This is a genomic window from Pseudovibrio sp. Alg231-02, assembly GCF_900143565.1.
Taxonomy (GTDB): domain Bacteria; phylum Pseudomonadota; class Alphaproteobacteria; order Rhizobiales; family Stappiaceae; genus Pseudovibrio.
Window position 1 is genome coordinate 237,589 of sequence record NZ_FREX01000006.1, and the last position, 15,069, is coordinate 252,657.

A 15,069-nucleotide genomic window follows, 5' to 3' on the forward strand; every position below is an offset into this window, starting at 1 on the left:
ATGCAATTCTTGTCACACAAAGAGACAGCTAAAGAATATCGGCGCACTACCCAAAAGTCACTGCTGAGTTTCTTTTCAGATTTTCGTGGTGTGACGGCGATTGAATTTGCGCTTATCGCTCCGGTTCTATTTGGGATCCTATTAGCAATTATGGAACTCGGCCTCTCGATGCTGGTTGAGGTCTTATTAGATAATGCTGTTGCTGAAGCTGCGAGGCAGATCAGAACAGGTCAAGTTCACTTTGCTCAAGAGAATGGCGACTACAATAAAACTAAGTTTAAGAATGTTATTTTGGAAAATGGGACTGGCTTGCTGAAAGCGGTTGAAGACAAAATCTTCATTGATGTGGAAGCGTTTGACGACTTTGGTGACATACGTGATTACAAACCATTGGTAAAGGATGGCGCAGTTGTCATGGAACAGAAGTGGGATCCAGGGCAAGCCAGCGACGTTGTTATCGTTCAAGTTGTCTGCTCGTGGCCAATGATAAGCTCAAGAATGGTTGGAATTTTTGGTCAGGCAGAAGATGGAAGCCGAATTCTTGTTGCAACAGAAATTTTTAGAAACGAACCTTTCTAATAAATAGGGTCGGCCAAGTTCATGAATTATCGCAAAAACATCAAATGGCTCTATTCCAATAAAGATGGTGTGGCGTCAATTGAGTTTGCAATTTTATTACCGATGTTAGCATTTCTCTTTCTCGGTATGGTCGAGCTAACAACGGCTGTTTCTTATGATCGACGTGTTAGTAAAGCTGGGGCTGCAATTGCGGATCTTATCGCGCGCTCAGATGATGTCACAGATGGGATGGCTGACATCAACAGGGCTATCGATCATCAGATGGCCCCGTTTGAGGATGTCGATATCGAAATCAAAATTGGAATGATCCTAATTAGGAATAATCGACCTCAAGTTGTTTGGAGTTGGGAGAATAGCAAAAGCGAACCGCCTTGGCCTCAAGGTAGCGAGCCTGATGGTATTTCATTTTCAAACAAGATGCTGATTAATGGGCGATATTACGTCGTCTCAACATCGCAGTTTGAATACAAGTTCCTATTAGGGGCAGCATTGAACAATTTGTATAAACTGGTGTCTAAACCAAGTGCAGATGACAGCGAGAAGTTTGTGTCAATTTCTTTAAGCGATAGCTTCATACTTCTCCCTAGAAGGGTCTCCTGTGTAGAGTATGATGACCATTGCGCAAACTGGCCGCCGTCATAATAACAACTACGTAAGATTTAGTGCTGTAATCTAAATATTGATGTGTCATAACTTCGCAGATCGCCAAAAACTGCTGTTTTGTGATCTTTACCGATAGATTTGTTAGCTCAAATGTTGAATAAGCGCCCCAAGCTTGGCGAAGAATTTAACGCACATATCGCTGAACAGTCACAGAGCTGCGATAGTATGGCTGAGACCTCCCCTCAAGAGCCCTATCGCAACACTCTTGAGCTCGGGCTGGTGCGGTATGTGGAAAATGAAAAGAGGCTATCAATGGCTACCAATCGGACCTATGACCAAATCCAGGTCGGAGATTCCGTCACTCGCTCCCGCATCTGTACAGCAAACGATCTTTACGTTTTTGCGCACGCGTCTGGCAACATCAATCCACTGCATCTGCCAAACGCGCAGTGGGAAGGCATTGAGAAGAAAGATGGCCCGTCCGCACCGTTCATGTGGGGCGCTACTCTGATCTCAGCCGTCGTCGGCAACTACCTCCCAGGTCCTGGCTGTGTGTACCGCGATCAGACACTTTCTTTCCATAACAAGGTGAAAGTGGATCAGGTTCTCGACGTCACTGTAACCGTTCTGGAAAAACTGCCAGATAACATCATCCGCCTTGCAACAAGTGTGAAGGTTGACGATGGCACTCTGGTTGCTGAAGGTGAAGCTCGGGTAGAAGCACCAACAAAATCAATTTCTTACGATGCAGAAGAGCTGCCAGGCCTGCTGATGAAGCGCCACCAGCACTTTGATCGTCTCGTTGCAACTGCTGCTCAGCTGCCAGCGATCCCGACTTCTGTTGTGTGTCCAGACGATGCAAACTCCCTCGGTGGTGCAGTCATGGCCGCTCAGGCTGGTCTGATCATCCCGATCCTGTGTGGTCCTGAAAAACGCATTCAGGCTGCTGCTGAAAAAATCGGTGCAGACATCTCCGGTTACGAGTTGATCGACACACCTGATGAAGGTTCTGCGGCTGCTAAAGCTGTTGCGCTGGTTCATGAAGGCCGCGTGCGGTCCGTTATGAAGGGTCACCTTCACACAGATGACCTGCTGCGCCACGTTGTGAAGCGCGAAGGTGGTCTGCGCACCAAGCGTCGCCTGTCACATGCGTTCGTAATGGATGTTCCGGGTCGCGAAACCCCGCTCATCGTCTCTGATGCTGCAATCAACATTGCACCAGACCTGATGTCAAAAGTTGATATCACTCAGAACGCAATCGACGTTGCTCGTGCTATCGGTATTGAGCCTCCAAAAGTCGGCATCCTGTCCGCTCTTGAAACCGTAAACCCGGCGATCCCATCCACCATCGATGCAGCTGTGCTGTCCAAGATGGCTGAGCGTGGTCAGATCAAAGGCGGTATCGTTGACGGTCCTCTGGCGATGGATAACGCGATTGATCTTGAAGCTGCTCGTACCAAAGGCATCGAATCCGTTGTTGCAGGTCGTGCAGAAGTGCTGATCGTGCCAAATCTCGAAGCTGGCAACATGGTCGTGAAAGAGCTGACCTTCCTTGCTCATGCAGAAACAGCTGGCCTCGTAACCGGTGCACGCGTGCCAATCATCCTCACCAGCCGCGCTGACAACGATCGTGCGCGTCTCGTTTCTTGTGCTTTGGCATCCATGTACGACTACTACCTGCGCAACGGCGCTGCGTATGTTGGTGAACAGGATCTGGCAGAAGCCGCAGAGTAATTTCGGGATAGCTGAGAAAACAATAATGACAATCGAAACAATCCTTGTACTGAATGCTGGGTCTTCCTCCATCAAATTCCAGTTGTTCAAAGGCGAAGAAAGTGTGCTTTCCGGCCAGATCGACGGTTTGGGAGCATCCGCTTGGGTTAAAGGCAAATCCGCTGAAGGCGCAACGATCATGGATCGTGCGCTCTCAGAAGAAGAAGCACAGAACCACAACACGGCTCTGCAGGTTATTCTTGCTCTGCTGAAAGAGTTCGATCCGAACCTTGAAGTTGACGCTATTGGTCACCGTGTGGTTCACGGCTCTTCCAAATACTCTGCACCTGTGCTGGTTACTGAAGAAGTTGCGGCGGAACTTGAAACATTCAACCCGCTTGCGCCTCTGCATAACCCACACAACCTTGCAGGTATTGCTGGCTCCAAAGCGGCATTCCCGGGCAAGCCGAACGTTGCGTGTTTTGACACCGCGTTCCATCGCACGCAGGAATTCAAGAACGAAGCCTACGCGATCCCGACCAAATACTACGACGAAGGCATTCGTCGCTATGGTATGCACGGCCAGTCCTTCCACTTTATCGCGGAAGAGCTGCACAACGTGGCGCCAGAAGTGGCAGATGGCAAAGTTGTCGTCGCTCACCTCGGCAACGGCGCATCCATGTGCGCGATCGAAAATGGCAAATCTGTAACCACCACCATGGGCTTTACTCCGGTTGATGGTTTGGCAATGGGCACACGTTCCGGTCTGATTGATCCGGGTGTCATCTTCTATTTGATGGAAGAAAAAGGCATGTCCGTGAAAGAAGTCGCGAACCTGCTGAACAAGGAATCCGGCATGAAGGGTCTTTCCGGCATCTCGCAGGATATGCGTGATCTGGAAAATTCAGATAGCCCTGATGCAAAACGCGCACTCGACTATTACGACAACCGCATCAAGCGCGAGCTGGGTGCTCTGGTTGCTGTCATGGGTGGTCTGGACGCAATCGTCTTCACTGGTGGCATCGGCGAGAATTCCTCTCAAACCCGCGCTGGTGTTTGTAAGGGCCTTGAGTTCCTCGGTGTAGAAATCGACGAAGAAGCCAACAAGGCGCGCGCGAAGGAAGCAATCACAATTTCCAAAGCATCTTCCAAGGTTAAGGTCATGGCGATCCCAACCAACGAAGAAGCCATGATTGCTCGTCAGACCCGAGCGATTTGCGAGTCGTAATCGACCTAAAAGTGGTGTTGATCACAGCGTTTAAGTCGCACTTTTCTTAAAGGAGAAGTGCGGCTTCTTTTTTGTTTGCCTATACGTACAAGAGCAGACGGGATAGTTGCACAAACATATTTGCATAGGTTGAATTATCAAAATAAGTTATATATTGAGGCGTGCATCTCTATTATATATAGCTTCAATAAACACTGGCATTCCTATGATCATCGCTGCAACTACATTAGCGCTACCAGCCTCTTTGCAGGCTGCTGAGCTGCGTCTGGTGGAATACCATCAAAGAAATTTAGCCTACATCATTGTACCTCGGACAGATAAGAAATTGCCTGCACTTGTGCTGTTTCATGACTGGGCAGGATTAACCGAAGAAGCGATCCTGCAAGCTGCGAAAATCGCAGAACAAGGCTATGCAGTGTTCCTTCCTGATCTGTTTGGCGGCAAGGCCCCACAGTCAAAAGAAGAAGCCCAGCCACTGGTTGAAGCGATCCTGGAAACGGACCATCAGCAAGAGCTTATGGCAAATGTCCATTCAGGTTTGCAGGTGCTGGAAAATGTTGAAGAAGTAGAGCCAGTGGACGTCTCCATTTCTGGTCTTGGTATTGGTGAGCAAGTTGCCAGTTACATCTCAAAAAGTGATATGACGCCCGCGCTGCCAATGCTCACCTATGCATAAGTCAGTGCACCCTCCTGGTGTCATTTTGTAATCCCACGCATTGCATCCCGTATGCTGAGGCAATACTACTGGGCCAACTCAATCTTTACATCTGAAGGAGGGGCTTATGTCCTCACCGGTCACTGCTGTCGTGTTTGATATTGGCAATGTCTTGATCTCTTGGGATCCGGAGAACCTGTATAAGGACCTGATCCCGGACGCATCAGAGCGCCAGTTCTTCCTTGATGAAGTATGCCCCTACGACTGGAATCTGGAGCAAGACAGAGGGCGCCCTTGGGGAGATGCCATCGCCGAACGGCTTGCCAAATTTCCTCAGTACGAAGAGTGGATCAAAGCCTATTACGAACGCTGGGAAGAAATGCTGGCCGGTGCGATCGAGGCCAATGTTGCGCTCCTTAAAGAACTCAAGGATAAGGGCATCTCTCTGTACGCCATCACCAACTTCTCTACTGAGAAGTTCGAGGATGCCAAACGCCTGTTCCCATTCCTTGCGGACAGCTTCATCGATACCGTGATCTCTGGCGATGAGAAGCTCCTGAAGCCGGATGCTGCCATCTACAACGTGCTGCTGGAAAGAAACCAGCTTGAGGCATCTAACCTCGTCTTCATTGATGACACACTGAAGAATGTTGAAGCCGCCCAGGGCATCGGCATGAAGGCACTGCATTTTTCTGAGGCAGACAAACTCCGCTCAGACTTGAAGCAACTCGGCCTGCCACTTTAAGATCAATGGTGTCTTCCCGGGCGAAGCGTAGCGGAGACCCGGGATCCAGAGCACCTTGCTTAGACATTAGCGAATGTTGCGCCAGATCCCGCATCATATGCGGGATGACGGCGGCGGACTGAGATAAAGAGCATCTGACTTTCGCCTACAAAACTTATCCCCCTTGCTCAAAACGCAGACATACTGAATCCCGTGCCCACGCAATCGGGCAGGAGTGGACCGTCCATTCCGCGGCGTGGGTGGGGTTGGGCTGCCGGCATGAGGTAACGTATCGTGTCGGGAGGTCCGGTGAAGCGCCATACCCTTTTGAGGCCACAGTGGTATAGGGAGTTTGGGGTCGTTCCGGAGGGCGTCCGGTGGTGACAAGAAATTGTCGATGACAGGGAAACCTGTCAGTGACATGGGAACGTGTCATTGACACGGGGACGTGTCATTCACGTCTGTCCGAGAGGGAGCCCGCGTGTTCATGATAAAAGGCCCGGGCGAGGCGAACAGCTGATGCCGAAGAAACATATCTAACAAGTAGCGCAGGCAAAGCCTGTTCGCCTTGCTCCACCCGTTTAACGGGATCCTCAAACACAAACACCGCCGGGATGATCCAGCGGTGATATTCGTGCTTGTCAGTCTGAGCGGGTTGAAACGCTAGACCTTATGCCCGCAGTGACCTTCTTCAAAAGCCCAGATGCCAAGGCCTTCGCCTTCTTCAAGAATGGAGTAGGCGACGTGGATGTCGACATTTGCGGGAATATCTACGCTGAACAGCGGTGGATCAGCGTCAATGTCCTCGCATGTACAGCCAAGCTTTTCCAGCTTGGACCATTGCTTGGAGAATTCTTCTGGCTGTGTCGTCTCTTCCACCATGATCCGGTAGGTGGAATGGCCCGATGCCTTATCGACCCTGTCAAAAACAAGCTGCCCTTTTTGCCGGTTGGCAAGCAACTCGTCACCATTGGCAACGCCGCAAGCAAAGAAGGGTGTGTTTTCAAGCTTATAGCGATTGCCACCGAGCGAGCGTACCCACACAGTTTCACTCTCAATGCCGTGCCAGTCATGTGGATCCAGCTGGAAGACAAGTTTGTGCAGATTGCTGTTCTTATTCATGGGGCCTCACAAATTCTAAGCGCAATATACTCATGCGTTCCAGCGAAGCAACAAGCATCTTGAGGTAATGTGTTCATAGCCTAACAGAGCCGGTTTTTAGGTTAAGAGGCACGTTTAAACACGTGGAACCCGCTCCGGTTAGTCAAGAAAAAAGCCGAAGCAATCGCCCCGGCTTTAATTGATCAGATCTGATCTAAAACTTAGTCGCGCAGAAGATCGTTCACAGAGGTCTTTGCACGGGTCTGTGCATCAACGCGCTTCACGATAACCGCACAGCCCAGGTTCGGACCTGGAGTGCCGTCTGGAAGCGGTTTGCCTGGCATGGAGCCCGGAACAACAACGGAGTACGCAGGAACTTCACCGTAGAAGATTTCACCGGTCGTGCGGTCGACGATTTTGGTCGTTGCGGAGATGAACACGCCCATGGAAAGCACGGCACCTTCACGAACAACAACGCCTTCAACAACTTCAGAACGAGCACCGATGAAGCAGTTGTCTTCAATGATAACCGGACCAGCCTGAAGTGGTTCAAGAACACCACCAATGCCAACGCCGCCGGAAAGGTGAACGTTTTTACCAATCTGAGCACATGAACCAACAGTCACCCAGGTGTCAACCATTGTGCCTTCGTCAACGAATGCACCAAGGTTTACGAAGGAAGGCATCAAAACAGCGGACTTGCCGATGAATGCACTGCGACGAACAATGGAACCTGGAACAGCGCGGAAGCCAGCTTCTTCAAAGTCGATCGCGCCCCAGCCATCAAACTTGGAAGGAACTTTATCCCACCAAGGAGCCTCGTCTGGACCGCCTTTGATGATCTGCATTGGGTTCAGGCGGAAAGAAAGCAGAACAGCTTTCTTGGCCCACTGATTAACAACCCAGTCGCCAGAGGATTTTTCCGCAACGCGCAGCTTGCCGTGATCCATAAGGTTCAGTGCGGTGTTTACTGCATCACGCACGTCACCTGTGGTGTCAGTGCTGATGTTGTCACGGTCATCAAATGCAGCGTTGATGGTGGCCTCAAGGGCCGCAAGATCAATCTGGCTCATTGGCGGCAGACTCTCATAATTAATGGGTTTCGAATTAGAGCTACCGAGGGGTACGCAAGCCCCAACCAGAAGTCAATACTCTCAGACTTCCGGTTGTCTCATGTATCAATTTAGGTTGCTTCATGTGCCTTGAATGGCTGCTGGGATTGTTCCATCAGCCATTTGTGGAAGGAAGATACCGGACGGGTCAAAGGACGGTTCGCATTACGTACAAACCAATAGCCACTTTCCAGTGAAAGGCGCGGCCAGTCCGGAACCACCAGATGACCTGCAGCCACTTCCTGTTCCACAAAGCGGGTATCAATCGCAATCGCACCCATGCCTGCAACAGCAGCCTGAATAGCCATGTTCCGGCTTTCAAACATCGCACCAGAGGTCTGATCCGGATGAGGCAGGCCAGTGCCATTCAACCAACGCGGCCAGTCTTCACGTCTGGAGGAGGTATGCAGCAATTTCAGCTTATCAAGCAGCTTGATGTCAGGGTTCGGATCGCCGTTACTCAACTGAGGAGCAAACGCAACGACCAGATCTTCCTGCCAAAGTTGATGCCGTTCAACATGCGGCCAGGCCCCATCCCCCAATCGGATTGCGCAATCATAGGACTCTCGGTCAAGGTCCACGACGCGCATACTCGTCGAGATCAGCAGCTCAATATCCGGATGCTTATCCTGAAAGTCCGGCAACCGCGGAATAAGCCAGCGTGTTGCAACTGTAGAAAGGGTAGAAATGCGCAACTCAGTCCGGCTTCTGCGCCGGAAGGCTTCAACAGCGTGCTCGATTTGGTCAAACGAGTTGCCAAGATTGGAGGACAGGCGCTGCCCTTCTTCAGTCAGGGCAAGTCCGCGGCCATCACGAATAACCAGCGCGGCGCCAAGCTCATTTTCCAATGATCGGAGCAGGTGCGTCAGGGCTGATGGTGTAACGCCAAGATCCTCTGCGGCACGAGCTGCTCGGCCGTGTTTGGCCAACAGTGAAAATGCGTGTAGCGCGCGCAGTGAAACCATGACGAATGCCCTTCCTTATGAGTTCTTGAATTAATCTCAATAAAGGGAAAAAAGGCATTCGTCTAGACGATCGTGATATTTTTTCTCTTTGCGCCTTATTATGCGCAAAAATTGCAATTTTTAGCCGAAACTGCCCCTACAGGAGTTTGAGATGCGAAACCGGGGCACCTTCGTGTTTTGATGGAATAGCTCTAATTCTTGAGTTCCCCTAGGATATTATAGAGGAAACCGTCCAGATGATCGGTCACGAAATCCACGTGAGGCTCGCTGCCGCTCGAAAGCTCCCAATCTTCGCGGAAAACCTCACGTGTTCCGTCCGGAATGACAAGAACAGTGCGCATGCCAAGAGAGTTTGGAACAACCAGATTGCGTGAAAGGTCCTCAAACATGGCTGCTTTCTGCGGAAGAATGCCGTTTTTCTCCAAAAAACGCTGATAGGTTGCTTCAGCAGGTTTTGGAACTAAATCGGCCTCCATAATCCCGAAGATGTCTTCGAAGTGCTGTGTGATACCCAGACGATTGGCAACAGATTCCGCGTGTTTCCGCGTTCCATTCGTCAGGATATAGCACTTGCCCGGCAGTTGGTTGATCGCATCTGCAAGCTGAGGATTTGGGTCCAGCACAGAGTGGTCAATGTCATGCACGTACTCAAGGAACTCATCGGGCTCAATGTGATGTTCAAGCATCAAACCACGAAGCGTGGTTCCATACTCTTTGTAATAGGAGATCTGTAACTCTCTCGCCTGCTCAGCCGGTTTTCCGGTGAGCTTTTGTACAAACTCAGACATCCGCTGATCGATTTGATCGAACAGATTTGAATGGTGAGGGTAGAGAGTATTGTCCAGATCGAAAACCCAGCTTTCAACGCTGGCAAATGGGGAATTGGTCATGCTTATCCGTTCAGTTATCAGCTATGCCGATAAGTGTTGTTTGATACCAAGCAAAACAGGAAAGAATAAGGATAGCAAGAGAGGCGAGCGTCTTTCGCCTCCCTGCATCAATTATCAAGGTACGATCAGAGTACCAGCACCATGGTCGGTGAAGAGTTCCAGAAGAACGGCGTGGGCGACTTTTCCGTCAACAATAACAACGCCTTCAACACCCTGTTCAAGGGCTTCGAGACAGGTCTCAACCTTCGGAATCATGCCGCCGGAGATTGTGCCATCCTCAATAAGAGCCCGGGCTCCGGCACGGGTCAGCTGCTTGATAAGCTTGCCGTCTTTGTCCAGAACACCCGGAACATCGGTAAGGAACAGCAAGCGTTTGGCGTTCAAAGAGCCCGCAATCGCACCAGCAAAGGTATCTGCATTGATGTTGTAAGTCGCACCATCACGACCCGGCGCAACAGGAGCAACAACAGGAATGAGGTCACGTTCAAGGATCAGCTCAAGCACCTTGGCGTTGACTGCTTCGGGCTCGCCAACAAACCCAAGGTCCAGAACCTCTTCGATCTTGGAATCCGGATCACGGTGCTTGCGGTGCAATTTACGTGCAGTGACCATGTCACCGTCTTTGCCACAAAGACCAACAGCACGTCCACCTTCGCGGTTGATGTCTGCCACAATGCCTTTGTTGATGGAGCCGGCCAGCACCATTTCGACAACCTCAACGGTCGCCTGATCCGTCACACGAAGGCCGCCTTTAAACTCGCTCTTGATGTTGAGACGATCAAGCATCGAACCAATCTGAGGACCACCACCGTGAACAACAACCGGATGAACACCAGACTGGCGCAACAGAGTGATATCTCGGGCAAAGGCGCGGGAAAGGGAGGCATCTCCCATGGCATTGCCGCCGTATTTTACAACAACACGTCGGTCATCATAGCGCTGCATATAAGGGAGAGCTTGGGCAATGACGTGCGCACGATTACTGGATTCCGAGAAACTCATAGCGATTTGTACACCTGGAGAAGACAAAGGACTGATACGCAAATCACACGGACTGCGTGTGAAGTATATAGCCGCATTATGAACACGTCACAAATGTTCAGTCATCCCCACCTGCGTGGATTTACTCAAGTAATCGAGGAAATTGTCTAATGCCTCTCGCGCAAATAATCTGCAAAACCGTCTTCACCCGCTGGAGGGGAGAACAAAAAGCCCTGAGCATTGGTGCAGCCGCTGCTTTCCAGCAAGTGCATCTGCTCTTCCGTCTCAACACCTTCAGCCGTCACTTCCATGTCTAGCAAATGAGCCAGTTCAATCAGATGAGCGCAAGCGGTGCTGTGAACAGTAGAGGTTGGCACTCCAGATAGGAAACTGCGGTCGATCTTGATCCGGTCAACAGGGCAATCCAACAAGTGCTTCATAGAGGCAAAGCCAGTGCCGAAGTCATCAAAGGCCACGGAGATACCTATCTCCTGCAGCTTCCGCATGTTCTCCATAGCATGTGGTGCTCTGTCCAGATCAATCCGTTCTGTAACTTCAAGCTCTAAGAAATGCCCGGGGGTGCCAGTGTCCTGTAAAATCTTTTGAATGCGGGAGACGATGTATTGATCAACAAACATCCTGCCGCAAATGTTCACGGAGATCTTGAAACTAGGATCAACAAGATTACTCCATCCACTGCGTGCTTTGCAGGCCTCGCGTATAACCCAGTAACCAACGTCTTTACCAAGGCAACTGCGGCACAGGGTTGTGATGAATCGGGAAGGGGGCAACAAACCACTCTCCGGGTGCTCCCATCTGATCAGAGCCTCAGCCCCAACGAGCTTGCGATCTGTCACACGGACGATTGGCTGATAATGCAGCACGAATTCATCACGGAGGTAGGCAGAAATCAGTGAACGCTCCAGTGCGGTAGGCCCAAGCTGGCGTGCTTTGTACCACTTCTTCAAATTCAGCCCTGCCAACAGCAGCGTTGGTAGTGCATGAATGAAACGCCAAACATAGGTCAACGCATTGGTAATGGTATGCTCAGGTACAAGAGCCCAATGATGACGGAGGGACGGAGTTGCACACATACATCACCCCCTTTGACTGATTTTAGCACTGTGATTGTAATCTTGTTTGTCTTTTCCAGACATTCGACGACCTCCCCTTCGACGACGGTCTGTCTATATTCGGGGGGTAAATTGACCCAAGGTCAAGAAGAGGTTAAGGCGGGCTGGGGAAAAGGCAGCAAAACGTGAGAACAAGGGGAATTTTGGAAATTGCAGGATGGACAAGGGATGTTGGATATGTCTGCGGGGCCGCGATCCAAAAGAGGAAGGCGCAGGAAAATATGAGCCCTGCACCTGCAATTGATTAGCCGTAACTGACCAGCTGCGCGATCTCTGCGCGCAATTCATCCAGACCGTTGCCTTTTTCTGAAGAGGTGGCAATGACTTCCGGGTGTGCAGCAGGACGTTTCGCGAGTACTTTCAGCGTCTCATCTTTCATACGCTGCAGTTGCCCTGGCTTCAGTTTATCTGCCTTGGTGAGCACAACCTGATAAGGCACAGCGGACTTGTCCAGAATCGCCATGGCATCAAGATCGTTCTTTTTGATGCCGTGGCGTGAGTCGATCAAAGAGAACACACGGCGCAAGGTGCTTCGACCGCGTAGGTAGTCAAAAATAAGTGATGTCCACGCATCGACCATGCCTTTTGGTGCTTCGGCGTACCCGTAGCCCGGCATATCGACAATCTTGAGGATGGAGTGCTCTGCTCCAAAGAAGTTCAGCATCTGGGTCCGGCCAGGTGTGTTGGATGTACGAGCCAACGTTTTCTTACCGGTGAGCTTGTTGATCAGGCTGGACTTACCAACGTTGGAACGACCGGCAAACGCGATCTCGATACCATCCAGCTCAGGAAGCTGATGCATCTCTTTCACACTGGTAATAAAATCCCAAGGACGCGCAAACAGAAGGCGTCCCGCCTCCAGTTGTTCTGCTGAATATTCTTTTTCTGAGCTCATGCCCTGCCTTTTAACCTGCAATCTCGCTTTGGTCGAGTGCTGTTTTCCAAAGCGCAGCCTTAATGTTTGCTACGGTGAAGCTTCACCACAAAAGGTGCTAACCCCAAACAAAAAACGCGACCCTAAGGCCGCGTTTTCAAAGTCTTCTTCAAAGAGGAAAGCTTACTTGCTTTCTTCCTTAGGCTTACGCTTGAATGTGCTCTTCAGGTTGTCAAACAGCTCAAGCTTCACGCCCTGACGACGCATGATGATTCCCTGCTGTGCAACGGAAAGAGTGTTGTTCCATGCCCAGTAGATCACGAGACCAGCTGGGAAAGTTGCCAGCATGAAGGTGAACAGAACAGGCATCCAGTTGAAGATCATCTGCTGTGCAGGCTCAGCTGGCGCTGGGTTCATCTTCATCTGCAGGAACATGGTTACACCCATGATCAGAGGCCAAACACCAATCATCAGGAAGCTTGGCGGATCCCAAGGGATCAGACCGAACAGGTTGAAGATTGTGGTTGGGTCTGGAGCAGAAAGATCCTGAATCCATCCGAAGAATGGCGCATGACGCATCTCGATGGTAACGAACAGAACCTTATAGAGGGAGAAGAAGACAGGGATCTGAATAACCATCGGCAAACACCCTGCCAACGGATTGATCTTTTCCTTCTTATACAGCTCCATCATGGCTTGCTGCTGTTTCTGCTTGTCGTCCTTGAACTTCTCGCGGATCTCAGTCATCTGCGGCTGCACGAGCTTCATTTTACTCATGGAGACGTAGGACTTGTTTGCCAGCGGGAAGAACAGGGCCTTCACAATAACGGTCACAAGCAGGATAGCGACACCGAAGTTGCCAACCAGAGAATAGAGCCAGTCAATTGCCCAGAACATCGGCTTGGTCAGGAAGTAGAACCAACCCCAGTCGATCATGAGATCGAAGCTTTCGATGTTGTAGGATGCCTGATAGCCTTCGATCAGCTTGGTAACTTTTGCACCTGCATAAAGCAGAGATGAGCTGGTGATTTTAGTACCATCAGCGATCTGAACTGCATCGCCAAGGTAGTCACTCTGGAAGTTCTGAGTGCGGGCGTTGTAGGAGAAGTTTGGCTGGAACTCAGTGCCCGGAGTTGGGATCAGTGTTGCAGCCCAGTACTTATCAGTAAAGCCGAGCCAACCCGTGTTAGCGCGACCTGGGCGAACGCTTCCGTCCTCAATCAGGTCAGAATAGTTGATTTCCTGGAGGCCTTCTTCGCCGATAACGCCGATAAGACCTTCATGCAGTACAAAGAAGCCAGCGGTTTCTGGTTCGCCGTTACGCGCAATCAACCCATAAGGATAAAGCTGAACGTTCTGGCCAGTGCTGTTCTGCACTTCCTGGTCAACTGTGAACATGTAGTTCTCGTCGACGGAGAAAGTGCGCTTGAATACCAGTCCTTCGCCATTGTCCCAGCTCAAAACGATAGGGGAAGACGGCGTCAGGTTACCAGAAGTCTCTGCAGTCCAGACAGTTTCAGCATTCGGAAGCTTAACCTGTGCACCTGGATCTGCAACCCAGCCATGCTCAGCGTAGTATGGCTCTGGGCTGCCTTTTGGCGAGAACAGAACAACAGTTTCACTGTCCTTAGCCTGTGTCTGACGGTAGTCATTCAGGCGAAGGTCATCCAGCTTCGCGCCTTTCAGATTGACAGAGCCGGAGAGGCTAGGGGTGTCAATGGTCAGGCGAGGAGATGCAGCCAGTGCTTGTGCGCGACTGACGAATGATTGCGCAGCGGTCCCGCTATCGGTGCCTGGCGCAGCCACTTGACCGGATGCACCTTCAGGCAGTGCAACGGGTGAGCTGGAACCGGCTTGTTGTGCATCGTCTGCCAGCTGCGCCTGTTGCGCTTCCTGCTGAGCTTCTAACTGTGGTCCGGCAATAAAATATTGCCAGCCCAATAGCACAACCAGCGACAGCACGATCGCTACGATCATATTGCGATTATCGTTCATCGACTGGATCACTCATTTTCAAAAGGGTGGAATAATTGGTCATCACTGGTCAATTGGCCTCAACTTTATCATGTGGAGGTTTAGAATTTGCCAGCGAATTCGGTTTTGATCGGATAGGGCGAGGTTTACGAGGCTTGAACGCATTTCTTACACTACCTTTGAGGTCTTTCAAAAGCTCCTCGAAAGGTTGTGAGAGCGCTGCTCTCCTGCCAACTAAAACATAGTCGGCGCCTATCTGGGCAATATCCAAATCAAGGGAGGCAACAGCGGCCCGAAGTCGGCGCTTTATTCGACTGCGCTCAACAGAGTTTCCGGTTTTCTTGGTGACCGTGTAACCCATTCGAGGGTCGCCATCACTGCGGGTTTTAGCCGCTTGAAGCACAAAAGCACGCCGAGCTATCCTTCCGCCTTTTGCGACGGTAAGAAACTCGGAGCGCTTTTTGAGTGTTTTCATGTTTTTGCGGCGGAACTTTTGTTCAATGGATATGAAGTGAATGCCGCCGCGCAACGTCGCGA

15 protein-coding genes are annotated in these 15,069 nt (G+C 50.8%); 6 read left to right on the forward strand and 9 right to left on the reverse strand.

What is annotated here, in order from left to right:
• The 6 genes from DHN43_RS17190 to DHN43_RS17215 all read left to right on the forward strand — a co-directional run bounded on the left by DHN43_RS17190 (position 1) and on the right by DHN43_RS17215 (position 5,523).
• Positions 1-579, forward strand: a complete 579-nt coding sequence (locus tag DHN43_RS17190; protein ID WP_108819423.1) for a TadE/TadG family type IV pilus assembly protein — start codon at positions 1-3, stop codon at positions 577-579.
• 21 nt (positions 580-600) lie between these two features.
• Positions 601-1,221 carry a TadE/TadG family type IV pilus assembly protein gene (locus tag DHN43_RS17195; protein WP_108819424.1) on the forward strand — a complete coding sequence of 207 codons (621 nt, stop codon included), beginning with the start codon at positions 601-603 and terminating at the stop codon, positions 1,219-1,221.
• Positions 1,222-1,494: 273 nt separating this feature from the next.
• Entirely contained in the window at positions 1,495-2,916 is a 1,422-nt protein-coding gene (locus DHN43_RS17200; RefSeq protein ID WP_057464246.1) for a bifunctional enoyl-CoA hydratase/phosphate acetyltransferase, read from the forward strand.
• A 25-nt stretch (positions 2,917-2,941) separates the two neighbouring features.
• Complete coding sequence (locus DHN43_RS17205; protein WP_057464150.1) at positions 2,942-4,123, forward strand: acetate/propionate family kinase; 1,182 nt, start codon at positions 2,942-2,944, stop codon at positions 4,121-4,123.
• 205 nt (positions 4,124-4,328) lie between these two features.
• Entirely contained in the window at positions 4,329-4,799 is a 471-nt protein-coding gene (locus tag DHN43_RS17210; protein WP_063286791.1) for a dienelactone hydrolase family protein, read from the forward strand.
• A 106-nt stretch (positions 4,800-4,905) separates the two neighbouring features.
• A complete protein-coding gene (locus DHN43_RS17215; RefSeq protein WP_108819425.1) occupies positions 4,906-5,523 on the forward strand; it encodes an HAD family hydrolase in 618 nt (205 codons plus the stop codon).
• Positions 5,524-6,165: 642 nt separating this feature from the next.
• Here DHN43_RS17215 and DHN43_RS17220 read toward each other — a convergent pair.
• The 9 genes from DHN43_RS17220 to rnpA form a co-directional block, all read right to left on the reverse strand.
• Positions 6,166-6,624 (reverse strand): DUF4265 domain-containing protein, encoded by a 459-nt coding sequence (locus tag DHN43_RS17220; protein ID WP_057462872.1) that lies wholly within the window; start codon positions 6,622-6,624, stop codon positions 6,166-6,168.
• A gap of 200 nt (positions 6,625-6,824) precedes the next feature.
• A complete protein-coding gene (dapD, locus tag DHN43_RS17225; protein ID WP_057462871.1) occupies positions 6,825-7,676 on the reverse strand; it encodes a 2,3,4,5-tetrahydropyridine-2,6-dicarboxylate N-succinyltransferase in 852 nt (283 codons plus the stop codon).
• 110 nt (positions 7,677-7,786) lie between these two features.
• Positions 7,787-8,680 (reverse strand): LysR substrate-binding domain-containing protein, encoded by an 894-nt coding sequence (locus DHN43_RS17230; protein WP_063286795.1) that lies wholly within the window; start codon positions 8,678-8,680, stop codon positions 7,787-7,789.
• Positions 8,681-8,871: 191 nt separating this feature from the next.
• On the reverse strand, positions 8,872-9,570 hold the full coding sequence (locus DHN43_RS17235) for a pyrimidine 5'-nucleotidase (protein ID WP_063286796.1): 699 nt from the start codon (positions 9,568-9,570) through the stop codon (positions 8,872-8,874).
• 114 nt (positions 9,571-9,684) lie between these two features.
• On the reverse strand, positions 9,685-10,572 hold the full coding sequence (gene argB / locus DHN43_RS17240) for an acetylglutamate kinase (protein WP_199914827.1): 888 nt from the start codon (positions 10,570-10,572) through the stop codon (positions 9,685-9,687).
• Between the two features lie 146 nt (positions 10,573-10,718).
• Positions 10,719-11,645, reverse strand: coding sequence for an EAL domain-containing protein (locus DHN43_RS17245; protein WP_108819426.1), 927 nt, complete (start codon positions 11,643-11,645; stop codon positions 10,719-10,721).
• 283 nt (positions 11,646-11,928) lie between these two features.
• Positions 11,929-12,579: a ribosome biogenesis GTP-binding protein YihA/YsxC gene (yihA, locus tag DHN43_RS17250; protein WP_057462867.1), complete on the reverse strand. Its 651-nt coding sequence runs from the start codon at positions 12,577-12,579 to the stop codon at positions 11,929-11,931.
• Positions 12,580-12,741: 162 nt separating this feature from the next.
• Positions 12,742-14,553 (reverse strand): membrane protein insertase YidC, encoded by a 1,812-nt coding sequence (yidC, locus tag DHN43_RS17255; RefSeq protein WP_108819427.1) that lies wholly within the window; start codon positions 14,551-14,553, stop codon positions 12,742-12,744.
• A gap of 49 nt (positions 14,554-14,602) precedes the next feature.
• Positions 14,603-15,061 (reverse strand): ribonuclease P protein component, encoded by a 459-nt coding sequence (gene rnpA, locus DHN43_RS17260; protein ID WP_063317539.1) that lies wholly within the window; start codon positions 15,059-15,061, stop codon positions 14,603-14,605.
• Between the last annotated feature and the right edge of the window lie 8 nt (positions 15,062-15,069).

What these genes read in the sequence shown, in the direction of transcription:
- DHN43_RS17190 (WP_108819423.1), top strand. Translation starts at nt 1, where the DNA reads ATGCAATTCTTGTCACACAAAGAGACAGCTAAAGAATATCGGCGCACT.
- DHN43_RS17195 (WP_108819424.1), top strand. Translation starts at nt 601, where the DNA reads ATGAATTATCGCAAAAACATCAAATGGCTCTATTCCAATAAAGATGGT.
- DHN43_RS17200 (WP_057464246.1), top strand. Translation starts at nt 1,495, where the DNA reads ATGGCTACCAATCGGACCTATGACCAAATCCAGGTCGGAGATTCCGTC.
- DHN43_RS17205 (WP_057464150.1), top strand. Translation starts at nt 2,942, where the DNA reads ATGACAATCGAAACAATCCTTGTACTGAATGCTGGGTCTTCCTCCATC.
- DHN43_RS17210 (WP_063286791.1), top strand. Translation starts at nt 4,329, where the DNA reads ATGATCATCGCTGCAACTACATTAGCGCTACCAGCCTCTTTGCAGGCT.
- DHN43_RS17215 (WP_108819425.1), top strand. Translation starts at nt 4,906, where the DNA reads ATGTCCTCACCGGTCACTGCTGTCGTGTTTGATATTGGCAATGTCTTG.
- DHN43_RS17220 (WP_057462872.1), bottom strand. Translation starts at nt 6,624, where the DNA reads ATGAATAAGAACAGCAATCTGCACAAACTTGTCTTCCAGCTGGATCCA.
- dapD (WP_057462871.1), bottom strand. Translation starts at nt 7,676, where the DNA reads ATGAGCCAGATTGATCTTGCGGCCCTTGAGGCCACCATCAACGCTGCA.
- DHN43_RS17230 (WP_063286795.1), bottom strand. Translation starts at nt 8,680, where the DNA reads ATGGTTTCACTGCGCGCGCTACACGCATTTTCACTGTTGGCCAAACAC.
- DHN43_RS17235 (WP_063286796.1), bottom strand. Translation starts at nt 9,570, where the DNA reads ATGACCAATTCCCCATTTGCCAGCGTTGAAAGCTGGGTTTTCGATCTG.
- argB (WP_199914827.1), bottom strand. Translation starts at nt 10,572, where the DNA reads ATGAGTTTCTCGGAATCCAGTAATCGTGCGCACGTCATTGCCCAAGCT.
- DHN43_RS17245 (WP_108819426.1), bottom strand. Translation starts at nt 11,645, where the DNA reads ATGTGTGCAACTCCGTCCCTCCGTCATCATTGGGCTCTTGTACCTGAG.
- yihA (WP_057462867.1), bottom strand. Translation starts at nt 12,579, where the DNA reads ATGAGCTCAGAAAAAGAATATTCAGCAGAACAACTGGAGGCGGGACGC.
- yidC (WP_108819427.1), bottom strand. Translation starts at nt 14,553, where the DNA reads ATGAACGATAATCGCAATATGATCGTAGCGATCGTGCTGTCGCTGGTT.